At 59.4% G+C, this 23,166-nt stretch carries 21 protein-coding genes and 1 pseudogene; 14 read left to right on the forward strand and 8 right to left on the reverse strand.

The annotated features are described in order from the left end of the window. Nucleotides 1-180: 180 nt before the first annotated feature. From JNB91_RS13590 to JNB91_RS13610, 5 genes are all read left to right on the forward strand, one after another. Nucleotides 181-624 (forward strand): DoxX family protein, encoded by a 444-nt coding sequence (locus JNB91_RS13590; protein WP_220326060.1) that lies wholly within the window; start codon nt 181-183, stop codon nt 622-624. Next, on the forward strand, nt 621-2,225 hold the full coding sequence (locus JNB91_RS13595; protein WP_220326061.1) for an MFS transporter: 1,605 nt from the start codon (nt 621-623) through the stop codon (nt 2,223-2,225). The genes JNB91_RS13590 and JNB91_RS13595 overlap by 4 nt, the downstream gene beginning before the upstream one ends. A gap of 311 nt (nt 2,226-2,536) precedes the next feature. Beyond that, nucleotides 2,537-3,373 carry an alpha/beta fold hydrolase gene (locus tag JNB91_RS13600; protein WP_220326238.1) on the forward strand — a complete coding sequence of 279 codons (837 nt, stop codon included), beginning with the start codon at nt 2,537-2,539 and terminating at the stop codon, nt 3,371-3,373. A 224-nt stretch (nt 3,374-3,597) separates the two neighbouring features. Beyond that, nucleotides 3,598-4,614 carry a LysR family transcriptional regulator gene (locus JNB91_RS13605; RefSeq protein WP_220326062.1) on the forward strand — a complete coding sequence of 339 codons (1,017 nt, stop codon included), beginning with the start codon at nt 3,598-3,600 and terminating at the stop codon, nt 4,612-4,614. Nucleotides 4,615-4,799: 185 nt separating this feature from the next. Further along, nucleotides 4,800-5,336, forward strand: a complete 537-nt coding sequence (locus JNB91_RS13610) for a DUF992 domain-containing protein (protein ID WP_220326063.1) — start codon at nt 4,800-4,802, stop codon at nt 5,334-5,336. Between the two features lie 101 nt (nt 5,337-5,437). Here the strand turns inward: JNB91_RS13610 and JNB91_RS13615 are convergent, their stop codons facing one another. The 4 genes from JNB91_RS13615 to JNB91_RS13630 form a co-directional block, all read right to left on the reverse strand. After that, nucleotides 5,438-6,016 (reverse strand): flavodoxin, encoded by a 579-nt coding sequence (locus tag JNB91_RS13615; protein ID WP_220326064.1) that lies wholly within the window; start codon nt 6,014-6,016, stop codon nt 5,438-5,440. Nucleotides 6,017-6,044: 28 nt separating this feature from the next. Continuing rightward, on the reverse strand, nt 6,045-7,262 hold the full coding sequence (locus tag JNB91_RS13620; RefSeq protein WP_220326065.1) for a (R)-mandelonitrile lyase: 1,218 nt from the start codon (nt 7,260-7,262) through the stop codon (nt 6,045-6,047). A gap of 158 nt (nt 7,263-7,420) precedes the next feature. Continuing rightward, nucleotides 7,421-8,410 (reverse strand): aldo/keto reductase, encoded by a 990-nt coding sequence (locus tag JNB91_RS13625; RefSeq protein WP_220326066.1) that lies wholly within the window; start codon nt 8,408-8,410, stop codon nt 7,421-7,423. 173 nt (nt 8,411-8,583) lie between these two features. Beyond that, complete coding sequence (locus JNB91_RS13630; protein WP_220326067.1) at nt 8,584-9,525, reverse strand: sugar-binding transcriptional regulator; 942 nt, start codon at nt 9,523-9,525, stop codon at nt 8,584-8,586. 195 nt (nt 9,526-9,720) lie between these two features. On the opposite strand from JNB91_RS13630, the gene JNB91_RS13635 reads away from it, so the two are divergent. The 7 genes and pseudogenes from JNB91_RS13635 (at nt 9,721) to JNB91_RS13665 (ending at nt 16,978) form a co-directional block, all read left to right on the forward strand. After that, nucleotides 9,721-11,355, forward strand: a complete 1,635-nt coding sequence (locus JNB91_RS13635; RefSeq protein ID WP_220326068.1) for an ABC transporter substrate-binding protein — start codon at nt 9,721-9,723, stop codon at nt 11,353-11,355. A gap of 72 nt (nt 11,356-11,427) precedes the next feature. Beyond that, complete coding sequence (locus JNB91_RS13640; protein ID WP_220326069.1) at nt 11,428-12,438, forward strand: ABC transporter ATP-binding protein; 1,011 nt, start codon at nt 11,428-11,430, stop codon at nt 12,436-12,438. Between the two features lie 56 nt (nt 12,439-12,494). Further along, nucleotides 12,495-13,421, forward strand: a complete 927-nt coding sequence (locus JNB91_RS13645; RefSeq protein WP_220326239.1) for an ABC transporter ATP-binding protein — start codon at nt 12,495-12,497, stop codon at nt 13,419-13,421. 12 nt (nt 13,422-13,433) lie between these two features. Beyond that, nucleotides 13,434-14,360: an ABC transporter permease gene (locus JNB91_RS13650; RefSeq protein ID WP_220326070.1), complete on the forward strand. Its 927-nt coding sequence runs from the start codon at nt 13,434-13,436 to the stop codon at nt 14,358-14,360. A gap of 51 nt (nt 14,361-14,411) precedes the next feature. Further along, nucleotides 14,412-15,254 (forward strand): annotated as a pseudogene (locus JNB91_RS13655) (ABC transporter permease). Between the two features lie 30 nt (nt 15,255-15,284). Further along, a complete protein-coding gene (locus JNB91_RS13660; RefSeq protein WP_220326071.1) occupies nt 15,285-16,049 on the forward strand; it encodes a glycerophosphodiester phosphodiesterase family protein in 765 nt (254 codons plus the stop codon). Between the two features lie 14 nt (nt 16,050-16,063). Continuing rightward, entirely contained in the window at nt 16,064-16,978 is a 915-nt protein-coding gene (locus JNB91_RS13665) for a TIM barrel protein (RefSeq protein WP_220326072.1), read from the forward strand. A gap of 144 nt (nt 16,979-17,122) precedes the next feature. Here the strand turns inward: JNB91_RS13665 and JNB91_RS13670 are convergent, their stop codons facing one another. Beyond that, the gene (locus JNB91_RS13670) at nt 17,123-18,721 is read right to left on the reverse strand and encodes a GMC oxidoreductase (protein ID WP_220326073.1); all 1,599 of its coding nucleotides are present in this window, start codon (nt 18,719-18,721) and stop codon (nt 17,123-17,125) included. 514 nt (nt 18,722-19,235) lie between these two features. On the opposite strand from JNB91_RS13670, the gene JNB91_RS13675 reads away from it, so the two are divergent. Beyond that, the gene (locus tag JNB91_RS13675; RefSeq protein ID WP_220326074.1) at nt 19,236-19,538 is read left to right on the forward strand and encodes a hypothetical protein; all 303 of its coding nucleotides are present in this window, start codon (nt 19,236-19,238) and stop codon (nt 19,536-19,538) included. Nucleotides 19,539-19,740: 202 nt separating this feature from the next. Continuing rightward, a complete protein-coding gene (locus tag JNB91_RS13680; RefSeq protein ID WP_220326075.1) occupies nt 19,741-20,646 on the forward strand; it encodes a S1C family serine protease in 906 nt (301 codons plus the stop codon). Nucleotides 20,647-20,660: 14 nt separating this feature from the next. Here the strand turns inward: JNB91_RS13680 and JNB91_RS13685 are convergent, their stop codons facing one another. From JNB91_RS13685 to JNB91_RS13695, 3 genes are all read right to left on the reverse strand, one after another. Beyond that, nucleotides 20,661-21,923, reverse strand: coding sequence for a glycerate kinase type-2 family protein (locus JNB91_RS13685; RefSeq protein ID WP_220326076.1), 1,263 nt, complete (start codon nt 21,921-21,923; stop codon nt 20,661-20,663). 163 nt (nt 21,924-22,086) lie between these two features. After that, on the reverse strand, nt 22,087-22,698 hold the full coding sequence (locus tag JNB91_RS13690; protein ID WP_220326077.1) for a DUF2026 family protein: 612 nt from the start codon (nt 22,696-22,698) through the stop codon (nt 22,087-22,089). Between the two features lie 192 nt (nt 22,699-22,890). Next, nucleotides 22,891-23,094: a cold-shock protein gene (locus JNB91_RS13695; RefSeq protein WP_112456227.1), complete on the reverse strand. Its 204-nt coding sequence runs from the start codon at nt 23,092-23,094 to the stop codon at nt 22,891-22,893. Between the last annotated feature and the right edge of the window lie 72 nt (nt 23,095-23,166).

A 23,166-nucleotide genomic window follows, 5' to 3' on the forward strand; every position in this document is an offset into this window, starting at 1 on the left:
TAAGAGACAGGGGCATTTCTGTCCTAGGTGAGAACCAATTCGATAGATGAATTGCGATTTTTGCAATTAAATCGACACTTTTAGTGCAATTGTCGGCGGCAATCTTTCCGGCCAATATCGCTCCATCAACAGACGACAGCGCCGCTCGGTTCGACCGGCCAAACCTTAAGAGGAGCAGACATGACCGATCATTCTCCAGCCGCAACGCGCCCAGGCACCTTGCTCGCCCGTGTCGCCACCGCCCCTGCGACGCGCACCGTGGCACTTCTGGCGCTCTGCGCCGCCTATATCCAGGGGCCGCTGACCAAGATCTTCGATTTCAACGGCGCTCTGGCCGAAATGGAACATTTCGGCCTGCACCCTGCCGGCTTGTTCGCCGTCGCCGTCATCGCCTTCGAACTGACGGCCTCCGCCATGGTCATCTCGGGCTTCCTGCGCTGGGCAGGCGCGCTCGCGCTGTCGGGCTTCACGCTTCTCGCCACCTTCATTGCCCTTCGCTTCTGGGAAATGGCACCCGGCATGGATCGCATGATGGCGACCAATGCCTTCTTTGAACATGTCGGCCTCGCTGGCGCTTTCGTCATCGTTGCCGCAATCGATCTGACCAAAGGACAAGGCAAATGAGCGCCGCCCCCTCCAAATCCGGCGGAGGCAGCTTTGCCCCGCTCGCCCAACCGGTCTTCGCAGTCCTCTGGGCGGCAACGGTTCTCGGCAATACCGGCAGCTTCATGCGTGATGTCGCAAGCTCCTGGCTGATGACGGATCTTTCGGCTTCACCGGCCGCGGTCGCCATGGTTCAGGCGGCGGGCACCCTGCCGATCTTCCTGCTCGCCATCCCGGCGGGCGTGCTGACCGACATTCTCGATCGCCGCAAATTCCTCATCGCGGTGCAGATCCTCCTGGCATCGGTCAGCCTGACGCTGATGGCGCTTGCCCATACCGGCCTTCTGTCGATCAGCTCGCTGATCGCCCTCACCTTCGTCGGCGGCATCGGCGCTGCCCTGATGGGGCCGACATGGCAGGCGATCGTGCCCGAACTCGTGCCGCGACAGGATGTCAAAAGCGCCGTGGCGCTGAATTCTCTCGGCATCAATATCGCCCGGTCGATCGGCCCGGCTGCCGGTGGCCTTCTGCTGGCCGCCTTCGGTGCCGGTGTCACCTATGGCGCTGACGTGGCAAGCTATCTTGTCGTCATCGCAGCACTCATCTGGTGGCCGCGGGCAAAGAACGCCAATGATGCGCTGGCTGAAGGTTTCTTCGGCGCATTCCGTGCCGGTCTTCGTTACACTCGTGCCAGCCGTCCGCTGCATGTCGTGCTTGTCCGCGCCGCGATCTTCTTCGCCTTCGCCAGTGCCGTCTGGGCGCTTCTGCCGCTCGTTGCCCGCCAGTTGCTTGGTGGCGATGCAGGCTTCTACGGTATCCTGCTCGGTGCCGTCGGTGCCGGTGCCATCGGCGGAGCGCTTGTCATGCCGAAACTGCGTCAGCGGTTGGATGCCGACGGTCTTCTGCTTGGTGCGGCGATCATCACCGCGCTGGTCATGGGAGCGCTTGCACTCGCCCCGCCAAAGTGGCTCGCCATCGTCATTCTGCTCTTTCTTGGTGCCGCCTGGATCACCGCACTGACGACGCTCAATGGCGCTGCCCAGTCGATCCTGCCCAACTGGGTGCGTGGCCGCGGCCTTGCCGTCTACCTCACCGTCTTCAACGGCGCGATGACGGCAGGCAGCATCGGCTGGGGTGCCGTGGGTGAAGCTGCAGGCATTCAGGGCACGCTGCTGATCGGCGCCGCCGGATTGCTGGTCGCCGGCCTGATCATGCACCGCCTGAAACTGCCCACCGGCGATGCGGACATGATCCCGTCCAACCACTGGCCCGAGCCGCTTGTTGCAGAACCCGTCTCCCACGACCGTGGACCCGTGCTGATCCTCATCGAATACCATGTCGAAAAGCACCACCGTACCGCCTTCCTGCATGCTCTCGATGAACTCTCCCAGGAGCGCCGCCGTGATGGTGCCTATGGCTGGGGCGTGACGGAAGACTCGGCCGATCCGGAAAAACTGGTCGAATGGTTCATGGTCGAATCCTGGGCGGAACATCTTCGCCAGCACAAGCGGGTCTCCAATGCCGATGCCGATTTGCAGGGCAAGGTTCTCGCCTATCACACCGGTCCGGAAAGGCCTGTCGTGCGCCATTTCCTGACCATCAATCGGCCCGGTGCCGCTTGATAAACCCGAGAAAGGCGGCATCCGCCGCCTTTCTCAATAATTGCGGAAATCGCAATTGATTGGAAAGCATTGGTGCAATTGTTGGTGCCAATCTTTTCGGCCAATATGCCTCCATCAGACGAACACAGGGTCGTTTGAGGCAAACGAAAACGATCCGAGGAACTGACATGACAACGAATATTCTTCCCATCACCCGCCGCGGCGCTTTGCTCTCGGGCGCTGCCGCTGCCGCAATCCTGGCAATCCCCACCTCGTTCACTCTCGCAGCCAATGCTGCATCCACCAAACACCCCACCGAAGGAAACAAGACCATGGCTTATGTAACCACTAAGGACGGCGTTGAAATCTTCTACAAGGACTGGGGTCCGAAGGACGCTCAGCCGATCGTCTTCCACCACGGCTGGCCGCTGTCGTCGGACGACTGGGACGCACAGATGCTGTTCTTCCTCTCCAAGGGTTATCGCGTAGTCGCCCATGACCGCCGTGGTCATGGCCGCTCGGCCCAGGTGGCGGAAGGTCACGACATGGACCATTATGCAGCCGACGCATTCGCCGTCGTCGAACATCTGGATCTGAAGAATGCAGTCCATATCGGCCACTCCACCGGCGGTGGCGAAGTTGCCCGCTATGTCGCCAAGCACGGCCAGAAGGCCGGCCGCGTCGCCAAGGCTGTTCTTGTTTCCGCCGTTCCGCCGCTGATGCTGAAGACCGACGCAAACCCGGAAGGCCTGCCGATCGAAGTGTTTGACGGCTTCCGCTCGGCGCTTGCCGCCAACCGCGCGCAGTTCTTCCGCGATGTTCCGGCAGGCCCCTTCTACGGCTTCAACCGCGATGGTGCCAAGGTGCAGGAAGGCGTGATCCAGAATTGGTGGCGTCAGGGCATGATGGGCGGCGCAAAGGCTCATTATGACGGCATCAAGGCCTTCTCCGAAACCGACCAGACGGAAGACCTGAAGGCGATCACCGTGCCGACGCTGGTGCTTCACGGCGAAGATGACCAGATCGTTCCGATCGCAGATTCCGCACTGAAGTCTGCCAAGCTTCTGAAGAACGGCACGCTGAAGACCTATCCAGGCTTCTCGCACGGCATGCTCACGGTCAATGCCGATGTGCTGAACGCCGATCTTCTGGCCTTCGTCCAAGGCTGAATTTGAACATGGGCCGCGGCAGGATGAATGCCGCGGCCTTTTTGTCTCTGCGCTATCGGGCGCAGGAAGATTTGTCGTGTTTCATGACAACGATCAATCTTTTCAGGCTCTTGATGCTTTAGCCATGATTTCGATCCCCGCCGCCATTGCGGTCTGCATTCCTGCGATGCCCGCCTTTTCGGCGATCGAAATGAAACGTCTATGCGAAAGAGCAGCGGTTCCCCATGAGCCTTCCTCCCAGCTTCCGCCAGGTGCGCGCCTTCCTGGCCCTTGTCGAACACCTGAAATTCACCCGCGCTGCGCAGGAACTGAACGTCTCGCAGCCGACATTAACGGTGCAGATCAATCAGCTCGAGGAGCAACTGGGCATCAGGCTATTCGATCGCAACAAGCGACGTGTCGAGTTGACGCCGGCCGGGCGCAACATCCTGCCGCTGATGGAGCGCCTCGCTATGAATATGGATGAGATCCTGCTCGCTGCAACGGATCTCACCTATGCCCGCAGGGGTATCGTAAAAATTGCCGCCCTGCCTTCCGTTGCGGCAAGTTTTCTGCCGCGAGCGATCATGTTTTTCCGGGAGCAGAACCCGGGCATCGAGATTAGTGTCTGGGATGTCGTCGGTGAAGACATCATCAAGCTTGTGAAAGCCGAGGAGGTCGATTTCGGCATTGGAACGCGTATCAGTTCCGATCGAAGCATAAAGGTCGAAGACTATGTGTCCGACAGCCTTTGTGCGTTCTTTCCAGTCGACCACCCACTGGCCAATGCTGCGCCGGTTTTGCAGATCATTGATTTTGCGTCCTATCCACTCGTCCTGACGAGAAAAAACAGTACGGTTCGCGTGCTTTTCGAGCGTTCGATGGAGCGTGAAGGCTGTGAGGTCAGCGTCGTCATGGAAGCCAACTATATGTCGACGGCACTGAGCATGGTGCGGGCAGGCGTTGGCGTCGCCATTCTTCCGACGTCCGCGGTAGAGGCCGGGAACATGACGGGGCTTGCCTTCAAGCTCGTTGATGCGCCCTGGTTCAACCGACGAGTGGGGATCATACGCAAAGCGGAGCGTTCGCTTCAACCGGTAGCCAAACGCTTCATCGAGACGATGTATAATATGCCGGATCTTCGCACCGACGAGAGTTTCAAATCGGTTCGCCGCCTTGACAAGGTTCCGGCGAGAGTGCCGATGCCGGGAGCGAACAAGTCTGACAGCGTTCCGGTTTCGTTGCCCGGAGTAGCGGTCTGAGGCGGTTTGCCCTTATCGTTGAGGGGAAGACGTGATCGGTGGGTGCGCTTCATTCACATTGGCGCGCAAAGCGAGATAATTCGTGTTCCTGCAATTTTGGATCATTCTTCTGCCACATGCGTTAGTCATCGCTGCACATCATCCGCACCCGAACGGATGAACAGAATACGATAAGGAGTACAGGGATGAAAAAGACAATCGCCGCGGCTTTCGCCGCTCTTCCCGTTGCATTCGTCGCAACGGCTGCCCCGGCCGCTGACGTCATCAGCCGACGGGATAACGTTCCGACCTACCAGGAAACTGACCAGCGCGGCGGTGTCAGGATCGGCTATCTCGATTGCTCGATCGGTGGCGGCGTCGGTTATGTACTGGGCTCGGCCAAGGAAGCAGACTGCGTGTTCAAATCGACCATGGGCAGTGAGCCGCTTGATCGCTACACCGGTGTGGTGCGCAAGATGGGCGTCGATCTCGGCTTCACCACGCGTAGTCGCCTGATCTGGGCAGTCTTCGCACCGACTGCCGGTTATCACCATGGCTCGCTCGGTGGCCTTTATCAGGGCGCGACCGCGGAAGCTACGATCGGCGCTGGCGTAGGCGCCAATATCCTCGTTGGTGGTACATCCGGCTCGATTCATCTCCAGACGGTCAGCGTGACGGGCCAGCTCGGCCTCAACCTCGCTGCGACCGGCACGTCGGTTACACTCTCGCCTGCCCAGATGTAATCCAGCACAGCGGCCTGCCTTGCCAATCTTGCGAGGCAGGCCGAAATTGCGTTGATCGCAGCTTCGCTGGTAGATCGGCCGACGACGGCAAGAAACGCTTGCTAATTTTCCGTCAGCCAGTCTGAAACCCTGTTCAGGGTTCGGCGCTCCTGGTCTGCCTCCATCGCGAATGGCGAATGAAGATCGGTGCCCGGCATATGTGCTTGAAGCACATCCATGCAATTGCCCAGCCCATATCCACCATGTGTGATGAATGGAATGACCGCCTTTCCGGACAGCTCGTGGGCGCGAAGGAACGATCGAATGACCGGCGGCGCAGTCATGCCCCATATCGGCATGCCCAGAGAAACCCTGTCATATCGGTCGATATCGGCCACGAAATGCCCGAGCGGCGGCAGGTATTGCGATTGGGTTTCACGTCGCGCCTGCTCGACTGTTGCCTGGTAGTCCTCCGGGTAGGGCGTTTCCGTTTTAATCTCGAAAAGCGTGGCATCCATGGCCCGCCTTATCTGGCGGGCTATGACGGCGGTGTTTCCCGTTCGCGAATAATAGGCGACGAGTATCTTTCCTGCTTCAACCTGACGCTGTTGGGCCGATGTCTCGGCTGCCGCCAGCACCAGACCGGCGGCAGTCAGGGGCAAAGCTTTCAGCAGGTTTCTTCTCTGCAACTCGTTGTCCATGATCGGCCACCTCCGGTCTCCTGTTCCTTCACTCTATGGTGCTGGCCTTGCCATAATGGTCGTCGGAGACTTTCTCCATCCAGGTTACAACACTGCCGTTCTCGGCTTCGGCAATGGCGAAATGCGTCATGGCTTCGTCAGCGGAAGCACCATGCCAATGCTTGAGATGCGGCGGGATCCAGACGACATCACCGGGACCGACGGTCTCCACAGGGCCGCCTTCCTTCTGCACCCAGCCCTTGCCGGAGGTGATGAAAAGCGTCTGCCCAAGAGGATGGGTGTGCCATGCAGTGCGGGCCCCGGCTGAGAAGGAAACGGTTGCACCGCTGATGCGCGCCGGATCGGTACCTTTGTAATGTCCGGCAACGCTCACCTCTCCGGTGAAATAGGCATCCGGCCCGGCAGCAGGGTTGCTGTTGGCACGTGTGACTTGAAGGTTCATGTCTGCTCCTTGGGAAATCGCTTGAGAAGCCTGCGTCTGGGTTATGCTTTTACGGCCTTCGAAGACTGCCTTCAGCACGGGAACTGCCGACATGGCCCGTGGCCAGCCTGCATAAAACGCGACATGGGTTATCGCTTCGGATGCCTCCGAGGCGGTCAGGCCGTTCTCCATCGCCCGGTTGGCATGGAAGGGCAGTTGCTCCGGCTGACCGATCGCAACGAGAGCAACCATTGTGATCAGGCTGCGGTCTCGGGCAGAAATATCCGGCCTCTGCCACAGATCGCCGAACAGCACGCGGTTCGTCAGTTCGGCAAGCGCCGGGGCTGTCGGGGCGACCGCGGTGTTGACCGTTGCGGTACGTGCAGCTTCAGTTGCCGCCTCGAGTTCGATACGCGCAGCATCGCTGTTTCTCACCGGCGCGATATTGCGTTCATCGAAGACCTTGGCGACTTCCTGTACCGCCGAAATCGCGTTGGGCCAGCCGGAATAAAGGGCGAGCTGAGTCATCAGCTCGCCGATTTCCTCGGGCTTTACGCCATTATCGAGAGCACGCCGCACATGGCTGCCGATTTGTGCCGACTTGCCCGTGGAGACAAGTACCGCGAGCGTCACGAGGCTGCGGTCGCGAGGCGCTAGTTCGGTTCGCTCCCATACCTCGCCGAAGAGGATATCATCGGTAAAGTGACCAAGCCCCGGGGCAACATCATAGACCGCCGGAGGAGCAACGCGGCGTCGCTCCTCCTGGGCTTCCACGCCGGTTACGGCGAGCGTTGACATGGCGATGCTGGCAGCAATGTTCTTCATCCGGATTTTCCTCTCCATAAGGTCTTGGTCGGCCAAACGCGCGGTTTCCCAGCCTTTCATGTGGGCTGAAATTCCTGCGGGATTAGATGGCTGAACCTGATTGGGCCTATGCGCCGGGTTCATGAATGGACCGATGGCCGCGCCGTCGGCCGCGGGGGTTAGAGGCCGGTCGTCTTCATGAGATGCTCGGGATAACGTTCGCCCTCGATACGGATCTCGGCGGCAGCTTTTTCGATCCGCGACAATTCGGCTGGCGTCAGTTCGACATCCGCGGATGCGAGGTTTTCCTCAAGCCGATGCAGTTTGGTCGTGCCCGGGATCGGAACGATCCACGGTTTCTGAGCGAGGAGCCATGCGAGAGCAATCTGGGCCGGCGTGGCGCCTTTCTCATCGGCGATCGCCTTCAGAAGATCGACCAGCGCCTGGTTTTTCTCCATCGCCTCTGGAGTGAAGCGTGGCAGGATGTTGCGGAAGTCACCTTCGCCGAGCTTCGTATCCTTGTTCATCGCGCCTGTTAGAAAACCCTTGCCGAGTGGGCTATAGGGAACGAGCCCGATACCGAGTTCCTCGCAGGTTTCGAGAATGCCATTGGTCTCCACGCCGCGGGTCCAGAGGGAATACTCGTTCTGGAGCACCGTTACCGGTTGCACCGCATGGGCGCGGCGCACCGTATTGGCACCCGGTTCGGACATGCCGAAATGCTTGACCTTGCCCTGGGCAATCAGGTCCTTCACCGTGCCGGCGACATCCTCGATCGGCACATTCGGGTCCACCCTGTGTTGGTAGAGGAGGTCGATCGTCTCGACGCCAAGGCGCTTCAGGCTGCCCTCCACTGCCTTCCTGATATTGTCTGGCTGGCTGTTCAGGCCGGCCTGTTTGCCATCGACGAAATTGAACGCGAACTTGGTGGCGATGACGACCTGATCGCGGAAAGGCTTCAATGCCTCGCCGACCATTTCCTCGTTGGTAAAGGGGCCATAGACTTCCGCCGTGTCGAAAAAGGTCACGCCGCGCTCGGCGGCCTGGCGGATCAGGGTAATACCTTCCTGCTTGCTGACCTTGCTGGCGTAACCGAAGTCCAATCCCATGCAGCCGAAGCCGAGCGCCGACACTTCGAGGCCGGCGTTTCCGAGGACGCGCTTTTTCATATCCTGTCTCCATTCACGATAATCGTGAGGAAGTGTCGCCAACCAGCCAGTTTGCCGGGCAATCACCTCACCATAGATGGAGATTTAAACCCTAATCGGTCATTCGATTAGGTGCTGAGTGCGGCATGAACTTATGCTTCATATTCATCAATTGATAGGCCGAGGCGGCAATTTTACAAGTCTCGGCCCAGCAGCCGATATGCGCTGTCGGTATCCGTGATGACGGTGGTTGCAAGCCTAGCCTTGAGGCATGCGGCCAATATCTCCCCCTTATGCGCGCCCCCGGATGCGATGATACGCGTCGGAATTCGGCAGTAATCGATGATCGACGGAGATATGACCTGCCGGTTCAAGGGGTGATCAATCTCCGTGCCGCTGTCGTCGAGATATCGCCCTAACAAATCGCCAACGGCTCCGGCTCTCGTAAGTTCGGTGATATCGGTTCCGGTCGGCAGGCCATATCGCACCTGAAGCGATTCCGGCGAGACATCGCCGATGCTGAGGATCGACACGTCCACAGCGGTTGCTTCCCGGAGCAGGCTCTGGAACACAGTCTGCGCAACGATCGTATCGCGCGAAGCCGGATCGTCAGCGTAGATCGGAGCTGCCAGATAATGGCATTCCGCATTCAACACCTTGGCGAAGCGCCGCACGATTTCGAACGTGTTGATCTCCGAGCCACGCGTCAATCCGCCCATCATCGAACGAACCTTCACATCCGGCGCATTCGCTGGCGCCATGTGATGGACGGTCTCCCTGAGCGTCGCACCCCAGCCAACACCCAGCGATGTCGGTTCACTCGCCTGTATCAGACGCTCCAGAAACATGGCCGCAGCACGACCGATTACCGTCGCCATCTGCTTCTGATCTTCCGGGGTCGGAACGATGACCACGTCGGTCAGGTCAAAGCGATGGCGTAGCTCCGCTTCAAGCTCTACGTTTTCGGTGAGTGGCGAATTGAAGCTGATCCTGACGACACCCTGATCCAGCGCTGCGGCCAGAAGCTCATTGACCTTGCGGCGCGTCAAAAGCATGCGTTCGGCGATCTGCGCCTGGGTCAGGCCCTCGACGTGATAGAGCCACGAGGCTCTCACCATGAGCTGTTGATTGGACATTTCCACCCCTCCCAAATGTCACACGAGCGTAACATTTGTAACCTAGAGCTACGCCAAGTCGATACCGCGGTAAAGCCCGCTCGGCATGTCGACCCATTCGTTTGTCGATTTCTTGCGACGCCCAACGCGATAGCCCCGGCTCTCGCGACGGACGACGTGTGTCTGCATCGTTCCTACTCTCTATAGGGGAAATTCATGTTATCTATCAACCGTCGCCACGCTCTCGGCCTGATGTCGGCCGCAGCCGGCAGCATCATCCTGCCGCGCATGTCGTTCAGCCAGGGCACGCGCCCGTCGATCACGATCGCGGTTCAGAAGATCACCAACAACAACACGCTCGACATCTGGAACGAGCAGTCCAACGTTGGCGAGCGCATCTTCTACCCGAACCTCTGGGAAGGCCTGATCAACCGTGACTGGATGGGCAACCAGGGTCCGGTTCCAGGCCTCGCCACCGAATGGAAGCGCATCGACGACAAGACGCTCGAGCTGAAGCTCCGTCCGGGTGTGAAGTTCCACAATGGCGACGAGCTGACGGCTGATGACGTCGTCTTCTCCTTCTCCAAGGAACGCGTGTTCGGCAACACCGAACCGGCTGGCGGCAAGACGATCTTCGAAGCTGACAACAAGCCGACCACCGTCAAGGAACTTCCGGCAATCGTGCCCGGCGTCGGCCGTCGCCTGTGGCCGGCTCTCGCCGGTGTTGAAGCCGTCGACAAGTACACCGTCCGCTTCCACAACACGACGCCGGACGTCACGCTCGAAGGTCGCCTTTATTCCGGTGGCAGCCAGATCACCAACCGTCGCGCCTGGGATGAAGCCAAGAGCTACATGGACTGGGCTCGCAAGCCGATTACAACCGGCCCCTACATGGTCGGCGAATACAAGCCGGACGTATCGCTGACGCTCGTCGCCTTTGACGAATACTGGGGTGGCCGTCCGCCTCTGCAGGAAATCCGCTTCGTCGAGGTTCCGGAAGTCGCGTCGCGCGTCAACGGCCTGCTGTCCGGCGAGTACGATTTCGCCTGCGATCTGCCGCCGGACCAGATCTCGGCCATCCAGAACGCACCGGGTCTCGAAATCCAGAGCTCGACGATCTGGAACCACCGCGTTTCGACCTTCAACATCGACAATCCGATCCTGGCCAACCCTCTGGTACGCCGTGCCATGACCCATTCCATCGACCGCCAGGCGATCGTTGAAGCACTGTGGGCAGGTCAAACAGTCGTTCCTGCCGGTCTGCAGTTCGACTCCTTCAAGACGTTGGACATGTTCATCGAAGGCTGGGCTGCGCCGGAATTCGATCCTGAACTTGCCAAGAAGCTGCTCAAGGAAGCCAATTACAAGGGCGACGCGATCCCGTACCGCCTGCTCAACAACTACTATACCAACCAGACTGCCAATGCGCAGATCATGGTCGAGATGTGGAGACAGGTCGGTCTGAACGTCGAGATCGAGATGAAGGAAAACTGGGCGCAGATCTTCGATCCGGCAGGCGTCAAGGGCGTGCGCGACTGGTCGGCCTCCAACACGATCAACGACCCAATTACTCCGATGGTCGTGCAGTTCGGCCCGAACGGCGAAGCGCAGCAGAAGAAGGACTGGAGAAACGACGAGCTCAACAAGCTTTCCGTCGTGCTGGAGACCTCGACCGACCGCGCGCTGCGCAAGAAGGCGATTGCCCGTATGCTGGAAATCGCAGAACGCGAAGACCCTGCCTATCAGGTCCTGCACCAGAACGCCGTCTTTACCGGCATGAAAAAGTCGCTGAAGTGGAAGGCCGCTCCGGCCTTCGCCATGGACTTCCGTGCTTCCAACTGGAACGCCTAAGCGTTTCTGATCCCGCGCCGGCCGCTGAAAAGCGGCCGGCGTCTTCTATTTCTGAAATGGAGATGACCTCCGATGGTTTCCAATCTCGTGGAACTGCGCGGCCTGAAGGTCGCTTTTGACGGTGTTCAGGTGCTGCATGGCATCGATCTCGATGTCGCCCGCGGCGAGGCGATCGGCCTTGTCGGTGAATCGGGTTGCGGCAAGTCGGTTACCTGGCTCGCAGCCCTCGGACTTCTGCCGGGCAAGGCGACGGTTTCCGGTTCCGTCCGCGTCGATGGACAGGAAATCCTCGGCGGCCCACGCACGGTTCTCGAAAGTGTCCGCGGCAAGCGGATCGCGATGATCTTTCAGGATCCGTCGAGCTCTCTCAATCCGGTGCTTCGCGTCGGCCGCCAGATTACCGAAGCGCTCGCCATCCATCGCAGCCTTTTAGGTGACGCCGCCAAAGCGGAAGCGCTCAGGCTGCTCGACATGGTCGGCATTCCCGATGCGCGCCGGCGTTTCGATCTCTTCCCGCATGAATTTTCCGGCGGCCAGTGCCAGCGCCTGATGATCGCCATGGCGCTTGCCGGCGAGCCGGACCTGCTCGTCGCCGACGAGCCGACGACGGCACTCGACGCAACGATCCAGGCGCAGATCCTCGACCTGCTGATAGAGTTGCGTGCCGAAACCGGCATGGCGACGATCTTCATCAGCCACGATCTCGGGGCCGTCTCCCAGGTCTGCGAACGCGCATGCGTCATGTATGCCGGCCGCATCGTCGAGCAGGGCACGATCGAGGCGCTGTTCGACAATCCGCGCCATCCCTATACGCGCGGTCTGTTCGACGCCATTCCGCGGCTTGATGGTCCGCGCGAGAGGCTGATCCCGATTCAGGGCACTGTTCCGCATCCCCGCGACCTGCCGGAAGGCTGCGCCTTCTCGCCGCGCTGTTCGCATGCCGCCGTCGACTGTCGCCGCCACAGGCCGGATCTCGATCCGCTGGCGGATGGACGCCTTCTCGCCTGTCATCACCCGGTCGGTCAGCAATCGGCCGATACGCGCCACAATACCGAAACGCGGGTCATGGAGACCGTATCTTGAGCGCCCCTCTGATCGAAGCAAAAGGTCTTGTTCGGACCTACGAAGTGCGTCAGGGCATGTTCGGCAAGGTGACGCCGGTGCGTGCCGTCGATGGTATCGACCTCAAGGTCATGCCGGGCGAGACGCTCGGCGTGGTCGGCGAATCCGGCTCGGGCAAATCGACCCTCGGGCGCATGCTGCTCGGTATCGATCCGCCGCAGGAAGGACAGACCTTTTTCGACGGTGAAGCGATGCCGAAGCTTGGTACGCCGGAATGGCGGGCCTTGCGGGCGAAGATGCAGCTCGTCTATCAGGATCCGCTTGCCGCCCTCGACCGCCGCCTGACGATCGCCGAGCAGATCGCGGAGCCGCTCGCCATCCACAAACTTGTGCCGAAGGAGCACCGCGCAACCCGCGTGGCGGAACTGATGACGGCAGTAGGTCTGCGCCCGGATCAGGCGGATCGTTACCCGCACGAACTTTCCGGCGGCCAGCGTCAGCGTGTCGTCATCGCCCGGGCGCTTGCCTCGCGCCCGAAACTTCTCGTCTGCGACGAGCCGGTTTCGGCGCTCGACGTGTCGATCCAGGCACAGGTGGTCAACATGCTGCGCGACATGCAGGAAAAGAACCGTATCGCCATGGTGTTCATCAGCCATGACCTCAAGGTGGTGCGCAATATCGCCGACCGGGTGGCGGTCATGTATCTCGGCCGAATTGTCGAGGAAGCATCGTCCGACGTCATCTTCGGCACGCCGCTGCATCCCTATACCAAGGCGTTGGTTTCCAGCGTGCCGGTGCCCGGCAAGCCGCTCAAGGGCCGCATGATCCTGCAGGGCGAACCGCCGAACCCGGCCAACCGCCCCTCCGGCTGCGCCTTCCACCCCCGTTGTCCGCTGGCGACCGATATCTGCCGCACGAGCGTGCCGCCGCTGCGTCAGGTCGCCGATGGCCGCACCGCCGCCTGCCACCTGGTCACCAGTGCCGACCAGCCTGTTGCCGCATAAGGAGCGAGAAAGATGCTTCGTTTCGTCTCGACCCGCATCCTGCGGGCCCTCATCACCATTCTGGCCGTCTTGACCTTTGCCTTCGTGGTGCTGCGCATGTCGGGCGATCCGGCACAGGTCATGCTCGGCCCCGACGTGCCGCAGGAATCCGTCGATGCGTTCCGCAAGGCCTGGGGCCTCGATCAGCCGCTGTGGATTCAGTATCTCGCCTATATCAAGGCGATCTTCACCGGCGATTTCGGCGTCTCGATGCGCGACAAGGCGTCTGCCATGCAGCTCGTCATCGACCGTATTCCGGCGACCCTGCAGCTCACCATTCCGGCGCTGTTCCTGAAAGTCGTGATCGGCATTCCGGCCGGCGTTTACGCAGCACTTCATCGCCAGAGCGCCGTCGACCGCGGCGTCATTCTGGCTGCGATCTTCGGCTTCACCATCCCCTCCTTCGTCATGGGCTTGCTGCTGGTGCTGATCTTCTCGATCACGCTCGGCCTACTTCCCTCTGGCGGGCAGGATACATGGCAGCACGGCATTTTGCCGACGCTGACGATGAGCATCGGCGGGATCGGTATCCTCGCCCGTTTTTCGCGCAGCGCGATGATCGAGGTGATGGGCCAGCCCTATATCCGCACGGCGTCTGCCAAGGGCATGCCGTGGCAGCATGTCGTCTGGCGCCATGCGCTGCCGAATGCGGCGGTGCCGATCGTCACCATCGTCGGCTTCATGGTCGGTTCGCTGATCGCCGGTGCCGTTGTGGTGGAATCGATCTTCTCTTGGCCCGGTATCGGCCGGCTTCTCGTGGTCTCGGTTACCAATCGAGATCTCGCCGTCGTCCAGTGCATCCTGCTGATGATCGCCGCCACCATGGTCGTGTCGAACCTGATCGTCGACCTGCTCTATGGCTGGCTCGACCCGCGGCTTCGCGCTCAGAGCGCTCACTAAGGAGAGACGGATATGACAATCGTCGATACTTCCCGTCAGCCCGCCGCTGAGATGTCCTTCTTCACCCGCTTCATCAAGCAGGTGCGCAGGATTCCGTTTTCCGTCGGCTTCGGCATCACCTGGCTGGCGGCCATGGTGTTCGTCGCTTTCTTCGCTGACCTGATCCGCCCCTATGGCATCACCGCCATGGACTTGCGCGCCCGCCTCTCGCTGCCCGGCAATCCGGCCCATCTTCTCGGCACCGACGAACTCGGACGCGACGTGCTCTCCCGTCTTCTTCAGTCGATCCGGGTCTCGCTGGCGATCGCCTTCGGTGCGACGATCATTTCGGCGGTCGTCGGCACGACACTCGGTTTTCTCGCGGCAAAATTCCGTGGCGCGGTGGAGCATTTCGTTCTGGTCCTGGCGGATTTCCAGGCGGCTCTGCCCTTCCTCATCATGTCGCTGGCGGTGCTTGCCTTCTTCGGTTCGTCCATGCCGCTGCTGATCGGCCTGATGGGTTTTTACGGTTGGGAACGCTATGCTCGCATCGCCCGTGGACTGGCGATTTCGGCGAGTGCACAAGGTTATGCGGCGGCCGTCGTGCAGCTCGGTGCGACCCCGACGCGGGTCTACATGAAGCACATATTGCCCAATGTCGCCTCGACGTTGATCGTGTCGATGACGCTCACCTTCCCGGAAATCATCCTGATGGAAAGCGGGCTCTCCTTCCTCGGCCTCGGCGTCCAGCCACCGTAAACCAGCCTCGGCAACATGGTGGGCTTCGGCCGCGAATACCTGACCCGTGCACCGTGGATCATGCTCGCCCCCGCCTTCGTGATCATGATGACGACGCTATCGATCTCGCTGGTCGGCGACTGGCTGCGCGACAAGCTCGACCCGACGCTTCGTTAATCTCTTTCGTTCCCATCCAAGGAATTTCACATGACCAAAACCAAGATCACCGGCCACCGCGGCGCCCGCAATCTCTGGCCGGAAAACTCGCTGACCGGCTTCCGCAACGTGCTGGCGCTCGGCGTCGATGCGATCGAATTCGACGTGCATTTAACCGATGCCGGCGAACTGGTTGTCATCCATGATGCGACTTTGGAACGGACTACGGACAAGGCCGGCCTAGTACGCCACCTGACACCGCAATCGCGAACGGAAGCGCATCTCGAAGGCACGGCGGACACTGTGCCGACCCTTGCGGAAGTGCTTACCATTCTGGTCGATGCCGGCGAGCGGCAGCTGCACGTCGAAATCAAGTCAGACGAAGCTGACAAAGCCTATCCCGGCATCACGGAGAAGGTTGTTGCCGAGATAGAGCGTTTCGGTCTCGCCGACCGCTGCCACCTGACATCCTTCGACGTGTCCGTACTGGAAGAATGCCGCCGGGTGGCGCCGAAGGTCGAGCGTCTCGTTTCGGTGAATGCCGAATGCGCGGCAAAGCAGGGCGGGCTTGCGGCCTTTATCGATAGTGTCGATGGTCTCGTCGATATCGTCGCGATCAATCATGAATTGATGGCTACCGAGTGGGACCTTATCACATCGAAACTGCCGCTTGATCGTCTCTGCGTCTGGACGCTGAACGAGGAGGCGCTGATCCAGCGGTGGCTGGAGCGCGGCGTCGGCCATCTGACTACAGACAGCCCCGACCTTGCACTCAGCCTGCGTGAAGAAATCCAATCGCAATCCGAACCTGCCTGAAGAGGAATTTGATCATGGGCAATATCATCGGCACGGGCTTCAACGCCGGTTCCCTGGACGGAGAACTGGCAAGCCTTGAACAGGAACTGCGCATCCTCGCCGATATCGGCGTCGATACGGTCGAACTGGGGCTGACCAGCCTCGATCTCATCGCCGGAGGCCGGATCATCGAGGAGCGTGCCGCACGGCTCGTCGAGATCACCAAGCAGTTCGACTTCCGTTACACCGTGCACGGTCTGGTCTCTTCCAATTTCATGGATCCAGACACCTGCCGCTACCAGATCGACGCCGCCAAGGCGCTGGCACAGGTCTGCGACCGGATCGGTGCGCGCATTCTCGTCCAGCATGGCGGAAACCTGCGCGCCGACCAGCTGGCGGAACGGGCAGATGCCGACAAGCGGGAGCGTGAAGCGTTGTTCGAGCTTGCCGAATTCTGCAAGCCCTATGGCGTGCGCATCGCGTTCGAAAACATCTTCACCACCGAGCTCGGTCAGTATCGTCAGACGCCGACGCAAGTTGCCGAAACAGTGAAGGCGGTCAATCATCCGAACCTCGTGGCGCTGATCGATTTCAGCCATGGCTATCTGGAATCCACCTATCGCGGCCTGAATTTCCGCGATGAACTGCGCGCCATGGCGCCGGTTGCCGGACACCTGCATGTGCATGACAGTTTCGGCCGTCCGCAGGCCTTCTACAAGCCATATCACGTACAGGAAAACACAGCGCTCGGCATCGGTGACCTCCATATGCCGCTCGGTTGGGGCGATATCGACTGGGAGGACCTCTTCTCCGAGCTCGCCTTTCTGCCGGGTACGGTGCTGATGATGGAGATTGGTCGCCGTTACCACGCGGAACAGCCGGCAAGCCTCGAGCGCGCCAAGCAACTTATTGCCCTTAATGCCAATCGCTCGGCAATCGCAGCTGAGTGATATGAGGCTGTGGCCTCCCTTTCTGTGCAAGAAGGGGAGGCGCTTTTAACCGAAAGCCGTTTGGCGCTGGAGCATTTCTGCCCTTCCAGTTCAAAGCACTTCCAGCAAAATCACGCCCACTTCTGCTGGAATTTCCCTGATCCGCTATGCCATGTGCCTGACGATCTTTGCCGGTTGCGCGCGTCGGACGATTCCCACCAGGTGATGCGCCAGGCGAACGCCGAATGCGACAGCCGGAAATGTCGGATTGGCCTGGCCCGATGTCGGGAATATCGAGCTTCCGGCCACGAATAGATTATCGACATCGAAGGTGCGGCAGTTGGCGTCAACGACGCCATCGTGACGATTGCTGCCCATGCGCGTCAATCCTATCTGGTGATAGCCGTCGTGGGATTGCGATACCACCATTTCTTCCAGATCACCTTCCTGGAAGCGCAACGAGCCAAGGCCGGTTTTCCGCAGCCATTCGTCAAAACTGTGATGGACGCGCAGCACGGACTGATAATCTTCCGGGCAATAACTGAATTCGGTGCTTATCCCGTGCTGATTGTATTGGTCGGGATCGTTGACCAGTTGTACCCGACTTGATCTCCTCGGCACCTGCTCGGCATGATAGCGAAGTCCATATTCGTTTTGCGCGTCACGCACCTGGAGATGCGGCAGTCCATAAAAATACCTGTCATGTGCAAGCCTGGAGAGCGATGCCAGGCCGTTGATGGGATGGCGCATCAGGAACATGCCATGGGTGATGCAGTCCTGCCGCGATGCACTGCGTTGCCCTTTGAGAACCTCTCTCAGAAAGGCAGCAGAGGCCAATGCCTGCCGAGGGGGAAGCTTGCCCATGTCCGAGTTGTGCGGCCACATCGCCGTGTTCAATAATTCCAGACTTCGTTGGGTCTGCGCAGAGGGCTGCAGACGCCTGCGTGTGAAACGTCCGTCCTGTTGTCGTTTGAAGAAAAATTGTTCCGCGATCGCCTCTGACTGGAACCGTATCTGGGCGATCTGTCCGGTCAAGTGGCCCATGTAATATCGTCCAAGCGGGCCTTCCTCTCCGGCAAATAGGTCCGGAAACCGTGCCTGCAGGTTCAGCAAAAGGCGCGAATTCTCGCGACCGCCGCATGCCAGAACGAAATGTTTTGCCCGAACGGTGCCCAGGTGCTTGTCACAGCGAATGGTCGCCGACGTGGTTCTGCTTGTTGCGCTGTCAAAATTCAGTTGGATCAACTGGGCATCGAGCAAGATGTGCAGCAATCTGGAAGACAGGAGGGCCGAGCGGTTTGCCGTGGCGGTGTTGCGCGGGAAAGCCCAGCTTTCGACCGACTCCATGAATGCTTCGTTTGATGTCGAAGTATTGTGCGGGCGAGGGGCCTTCATCAGCGTTGCCGCTTCCGAATAATAAGGCTCCAGTTCACTGTGGCTGATCGGCCAGGCCGCATCCACGCCTAGATAGTCGCGGTGCTCGAAATCGATATCGTCGAATTCAACGCATCGCCCTCCCCAGCGGCTTGATGTGCCACCCAAGCCGAATGCCAAAGTGTCGTGGTCCGGAGCGTGGGGAACCGCATCATCCAGCCGCACCCCCTCTTGCCGCTTCGGCGCACTCGCGTTTCGTGCCCCACGTTCGAGAAGAAGCGTTCGAATGCCGGAATTGCTCAAGGTAAGCGCGATGCAGACGCCGACAGGCCCGGCCCCGACAACACACACGTCGAACTCGCTATTCAGGACATCGCGGCTGGAAAGCATGAAGATACACTCCGTCACAGGTCGGACATGTACTCATGCGCATCGATGATACGCCCACATGGCCGATTTCGCCTCGCTACATCGTGGAAGGCGTGCCGCGACGCCTTCCTGCTCTCAATCGGTTGCCTCGGAAGAAACATCCAATCCGCGCATACAGAAAAGATGTGCTGACCTATTCTTCAAAAGCAACGTAACGCATGCAGGATAGAAGTGAAATTATTGTTTTTATGTGAGTGTGTCGAGTTTAGTCTCGATCTAATCGAATAGATGATGAGGTGATGTCGGAGGAAACGCAAGATTAATCGAGACTCTTCTTGAAATTTGTTTCGTTTCGATCCAGATAGGCGGCTTACACAGCCGAAAAATAGGCAATATGTCTCTTCGCTCTAAGGCATTCAGCTGAGCTGGCGATTGATTGGAGTTCTTCCCGGCAGCGTTTGGAAAACAAAGGAGCATCAATGTCAAACATAGGTGTCACCATAAGAAACGCGCGCGCAATCACCGCGGTGTCAATATGAAAGCCGGGCTGTCCACGTTTCTCGCCTGCTCGCTGTCCTTGGCCGTCCCCGGCCACACAGCCGAGTATTTCTGGTCAAGCAGCAGCGCATGCACTGAGAGACAATTGCAGGTGCAACGCATCCGAGATGGATTGAGAGCAGGATTCATTGAGCTTCGGCTGGCCGAGCTCGGGCATGCTGGCGTCAAGGACGATCCGAACTGGACGCCGCCTCAGGCCATTGAAGATGCGGCCTTCAAGAGTATCGATCAGTATATCCTCGACCTGAAGATCATCTGCGGACAGCGTTACCCGAACTGAGCCTGTCGTTTTACGGCAGGCGCAAGGTGGTCGATGACTGCTGATCGGGGACGATCTGCAAAGAAGATACGGCAGTTTCGAGCGCCGCCATTTTCCGTATCTTTGCCGACACGTTAATTTGAGGTTCGCAGGGTTGAGGGTTCGGGGTTAGACTATAGTTTTTCAAGGGATGTTTTCCCTTTATGTTTTGAGGATTTGCGCCATGGATCTCGAAAAGAACTTGCGGTCGATCGTAGCGGTCCGAGCCTCCATTCCGGAAAACGCTTTCACCGCCGGCACGCTTGGCACGCGGCGCGAAGGCAGCGGTGTCGTGATCCGCGAAAATGGCTTGGTCCTCACGATCGGTTACCTGATCACCGAAGCCACCGAGGTTTGGCTGATGCGTCACGATGGTCGCGTCGTGCCGGCCCATGTTACAGCTTATGACCAGGAAAGCGGCTTCGGCCTTGTTCAGGCACTTGCTCCGCTCGACCTGCCGGCACTTCCTATCGGTAATTCGGATGAAGCATCCGTTGAAGATGCAATCGTCTTTGCCGATGGCGAGGGGCAATATGTTCGCGGGCATATCGTCGCCAAGCAGGAATTCGCCGGCTATTGGGAATATCTGCTTGAAGAGGCGATCTTCATCTCCCCTGCTCATCCCTCATGGGGCGGAGCGGCGCTGATCGATACCGAAGGAAAGCTCATCGGCCTCGGCTCACTCCGCTTGCAGATGAGCAAGGGCGGTGAAATTGCCGATATCAATATGGTCGTGCCGATCAATCTGCTCAAACCTATCCTCGATGACGTCTTGAGCCAAGGCCTGATCAACAAGCCGGCACGGCCCTGGCTCGGGGCGTATTCGGCTGAAACCAACGGCGAAGTTGTGGTCATGAGTGTCACGCAAGACGGGCCGGCCGCAAAGGCGGGTTTGAGAAGCGGCGATGTGATCTCCGAGATCCGCGACGGTGAGGTCGATGGATTGGCGGATTTCTACCGAAAGGTCTGGGAAAGCGGCTCGCCCGGCGCCGAGATTCCTATGCGCATACTTCGCGACGGCCGCGAAGCCTGGCTTAGGGTCAAGTCGGCAGACAGGAACGATTTTCTCATCAAGCCGTCTCTGCAATAATCGGCGCGGCGGCGTTAGCGTATCAGGATCGCCCTGAAATCATTGACGTTCGTTCCTGTCGGACCGGTTTCGAACAGATCGCCGATCGCGGAAAATCCGGAATAGCTGTCGTTGCGGTCGAGCAATGCGCGGCCATCAAAACCAGCGCGCAGCAGACGTTGCGCCGTCGTACCATCGACAAAGGCGCCGGCATTATCTTCCGAGCCATCGATCCCGTCGGTATCGGCGGCCAATGCGACGACTTGGGTGCCGCTGATCGCCATGGCGAAGGACAATGCGAATTCTCCGTTTCGTCCCCCCTTGCCGCCTCTGGAGCGGAGGGTAACCGTCGTTTCCCCGCCGGAAAGCAGTACTGCAGGTTTTGTAAATGGCCGGTTCTTCACGGCAACTTCCCGGGCGATGGCCGCATGAACAAGTGCGACATCCCGTGCCTCACCTTCAATGGAGTCCGAAAGGATATGCGCCTCGATGCCATGAGTGCGGGCAAAGGCGGCTGCAGCTTCAAGCGAAACGCCGGCCGATGCGATGACATGGTGCTCGTTCCACGCAAAGCGGGGATCTTCCGGCGCTGGTGCCTCGGCTGCCGGTGAATTCAGATGCTCGATTATCCGAGCCGGCAGGTTCATCCGATATTGCTCGATGATCGTAAGCGCTTCCTGCCGAGTGCTGCCATCAGGTACGGTCGGACCTGAGGCGACGAAGGCGGGGTTGTCGCCGGGTATGTCCGACACGATCAGGCTGACGACACGCGCTTTGGTTGCCGCGGCCAGTCGTCCGCCCTTGATCGTCGAGACATGCTTGCGCACCACATTCATGGCCGAAATCGGCGCGCCGGATGCAAGCAGCGCTTCATTGAGGGCGATCTCATCCTGAAGCGTCAGACCATCCGGTGGCGATGGCAAAAGAGCAGAGCCGCCGCCGCATATCAGCGCGATCACCAGATCATTTTCCGAAAGGCCTGATACGGTATCGATCAGTCGTCGGCTTGCAGCAAGGCCTGCCTCGTCGGGCAACGGATGAGCGGCTTCTATAATCTCTATCGATCTGGTTTCGCAGCCATAACCGTATCGGGTGACAACGACGCCGCTGAGTGCCGGGCCATTCCAGACCGTCTCCAGAGCCGCCGCCATCTGTGCCGCTCCCTTACCGGCGCCGATGACGACCGTACGGCCGTTTGCAGGCGGTTGCGGCAGGTGTTTGCGGATCCCATTGAGAGGATCTGCGGCCTTTACGGCGGCATCGAAAAGCATCTGCAGCAGCTGGCGTTCACTGGTCATGTCATTTCCTCATCCTGGCGAACGGTTCTGACCATGGCCGTCAGGATGCGTCAATCACCCTTTTGCCGAGGATATCGATTGCGAAGAACGCGCATGAGTTGGGACGGACGATGGCCGGGGCCTTGCTCTTTCCGGAGCGAAGCAACGGTACCCCCCCGGCATTTCACGACCACGAACCGGTGAGAGAATTTCCGATGAGCGGGATGGTCTTGGTCGCGCCGAGCTTTTCCTGAACTGAAATGGATGCGGGTATCTGCCTCGGCGATTTGCGAAACCATTTGGCCGCGATGGTGGCGAGGTCGCCGATCATTGCGTGCTTGCGCCAGTCCGCGAAACGCCGCGCGGTGGCTTCCGGTTCTGAGCGATAGAAGAAGTCGCCGGACCGTTCCATATCGTTGATCGATGCTGCCATCTCGGACATCGGGCGTTGGAACATCCTGGAAGGAACCGATAGGTCCTTGGCGCTTTCCGAAAATGCCGGGGCCATGAAGTCGATCGCCCAGCCGTCTGCCTCGACCCAGCAATGAAAATTCTCTCCCGCGCCGGTTACGAAGCCATCCTCGCGGTGATCGGCAAAAAGGATGACGGTGCCATCGAGATTATAGGCTGCCAGGCCACCCTTAGGCGTCGCATCGAGCTTGTAGTGCTGCTTGAGAATGAAGGCGCCGAATGTGCTGAAATACATGGCGGCCGTCGCCGGGTCGGCATTCTCGTTGATTAGCAGGCTGTTGATGACCTTGTAAATCCGGTGATAGTCAGTTTGCTTGATCAACATGCCGGTCTGCCCCTCAAATCGCTTAGTTCGGGGCACCATTAGCGCATCGTTCCGACAATCGAAATCTGTTTTCGGCGGGATCGGCACGAAGCATCGATGCTTTCATCCAATGGAGAGCGTGCATGCGACAAAAAAATGGAGCCGCGTTGTTTTCAACGCGGCTCCACCGAATATCAGCTGTCAGTGATCCGCTTACAGCGGGTTGACGTTTTCAGCCTTGGACTTGCCGGTCTTGCGATCCTGGCCCAGTTCGTAGCTGACCTTCTGGCCATCACGCAGAGCGGCACCGTAGGCGACCGCCGAAATGTGCACGAACACGTCCGCGCCGCCATTTTCAGGCGTGATAAAGCCGAAGCCCTTGTCTTGGTTGAAAAATTTTACAGTGCCGGTCGCCATCAGAGTTCCCTGTTCGATTGGAGCATGTGCCCCACAAATTCATATAACGATGCAGAAGTGCCCCGTCATACA

Source organism: Aliirhizobium wenxiniae, assembly GCF_019511445.1.
Classification (GTDB): Bacteria; Pseudomonadota; Alphaproteobacteria; order Rhizobiales; family Rhizobiaceae; genus Neorhizobium; species Neorhizobium wenxiniae_A.

What these genes read in the sequence shown, in the direction of transcription:
- JNB91_RS13590 (WP_220326060.1), top strand. Translation starts at nt 181, where the DNA reads ATGACCGATCATTCTCCAGCCGCAACGCGCCCAGGCACCTTGCTCGCC.
- JNB91_RS13595 (WP_220326061.1), top strand. Translation starts at nt 621, where the DNA reads ATGAGCGCCGCCCCCTCCAAATCCGGCGGAGGCAGCTTTGCCCCGCTC.
- JNB91_RS13600 (WP_220326238.1), top strand. Translation starts at nt 2,537, where the DNA reads ATGGCTTATGTAACCACTAAGGACGGCGTTGAAATCTTCTACAAGGAC.
- JNB91_RS13605 (WP_220326062.1), top strand. Translation starts at nt 3,598, where the DNA reads ATGAGCCTTCCTCCCAGCTTCCGCCAGGTGCGCGCCTTCCTGGCCCTT.
- JNB91_RS13610 (WP_220326063.1), top strand. Translation starts at nt 4,800, where the DNA reads ATGAAAAAGACAATCGCCGCGGCTTTCGCCGCTCTTCCCGTTGCATTC.
- JNB91_RS13615 (WP_220326064.1), bottom strand. Translation starts at nt 6,016, where the DNA reads ATGGACAACGAGTTGCAGAGAAGAAACCTGCTGAAAGCTTTGCCCCTG.
- JNB91_RS13620 (WP_220326065.1), bottom strand. Translation starts at nt 7,262, where the DNA reads ATGAAGAACATTGCTGCCAGCATCGCCATGTCAACGCTCGCCGTAACC.
- JNB91_RS13625 (WP_220326066.1), bottom strand. Translation starts at nt 8,410, where the DNA reads ATGAAAAAGCGCGTCCTCGGAAACGCCGGCCTCGAAGTGTCGGCGCTC.
- JNB91_RS13630 (WP_220326067.1), bottom strand. Translation starts at nt 9,525, where the DNA reads ATGTCCAATCAACAGCTCATGGTGAGAGCCTCGTGGCTCTATCACGTC.
- JNB91_RS13635 (WP_220326068.1), top strand. Translation starts at nt 9,721, where the DNA reads ATGTTATCTATCAACCGTCGCCACGCTCTCGGCCTGATGTCGGCCGCA.
- JNB91_RS13640 (WP_220326069.1), top strand. Translation starts at nt 11,428, where the DNA reads ATGGTTTCCAATCTCGTGGAACTGCGCGGCCTGAAGGTCGCTTTTGAC.
- JNB91_RS13645 (WP_220326239.1), top strand. Translation starts at nt 12,495, where the DNA reads ATGTTCGGCAAGGTGACGCCGGTGCGTGCCGTCGATGGTATCGACCTC.
- JNB91_RS13650 (WP_220326070.1), top strand. Translation starts at nt 13,434, where the DNA reads ATGCTTCGTTTCGTCTCGACCCGCATCCTGCGGGCCCTCATCACCATT.
- JNB91_RS13660 (WP_220326071.1), top strand. Translation starts at nt 15,285, where the DNA reads ATGACCAAAACCAAGATCACCGGCCACCGCGGCGCCCGCAATCTCTGG.
- JNB91_RS13665 (WP_220326072.1), top strand. Translation starts at nt 16,064, where the DNA reads ATGGGCAATATCATCGGCACGGGCTTCAACGCCGGTTCCCTGGACGGA.
- JNB91_RS13670 (WP_220326073.1), bottom strand. Translation starts at nt 18,721, where the DNA reads ATGCTTTCCAGCCGCGATGTCCTGAATAGCGAGTTCGACGTGTGTGTT.
- JNB91_RS13675 (WP_220326074.1), top strand. Translation starts at nt 19,236, where the DNA reads ATGAAAGCCGGGCTGTCCACGTTTCTCGCCTGCTCGCTGTCCTTGGCC.
- JNB91_RS13680 (WP_220326075.1), top strand. Translation starts at nt 19,741, where the DNA reads ATGGATCTCGAAAAGAACTTGCGGTCGATCGTAGCGGTCCGAGCCTCC.
- JNB91_RS13685 (WP_220326076.1), bottom strand. Translation starts at nt 21,923, where the DNA reads ATGACCAGTGAACGCCAGCTGCTGCAGATGCTTTTCGATGCCGCCGTA.
- JNB91_RS13690 (WP_220326077.1), bottom strand. Translation starts at nt 22,698, where the DNA reads ATGTTGATCAAGCAAACTGACTATCACCGGATTTACAAGGTCATCAAC.
- JNB91_RS13695 (WP_112456227.1), bottom strand. Translation starts at nt 23,094, where the DNA reads ATGGCGACCGGCACTGTAAAATTTTTCAACCAAGACAAGGGCTTCGGC.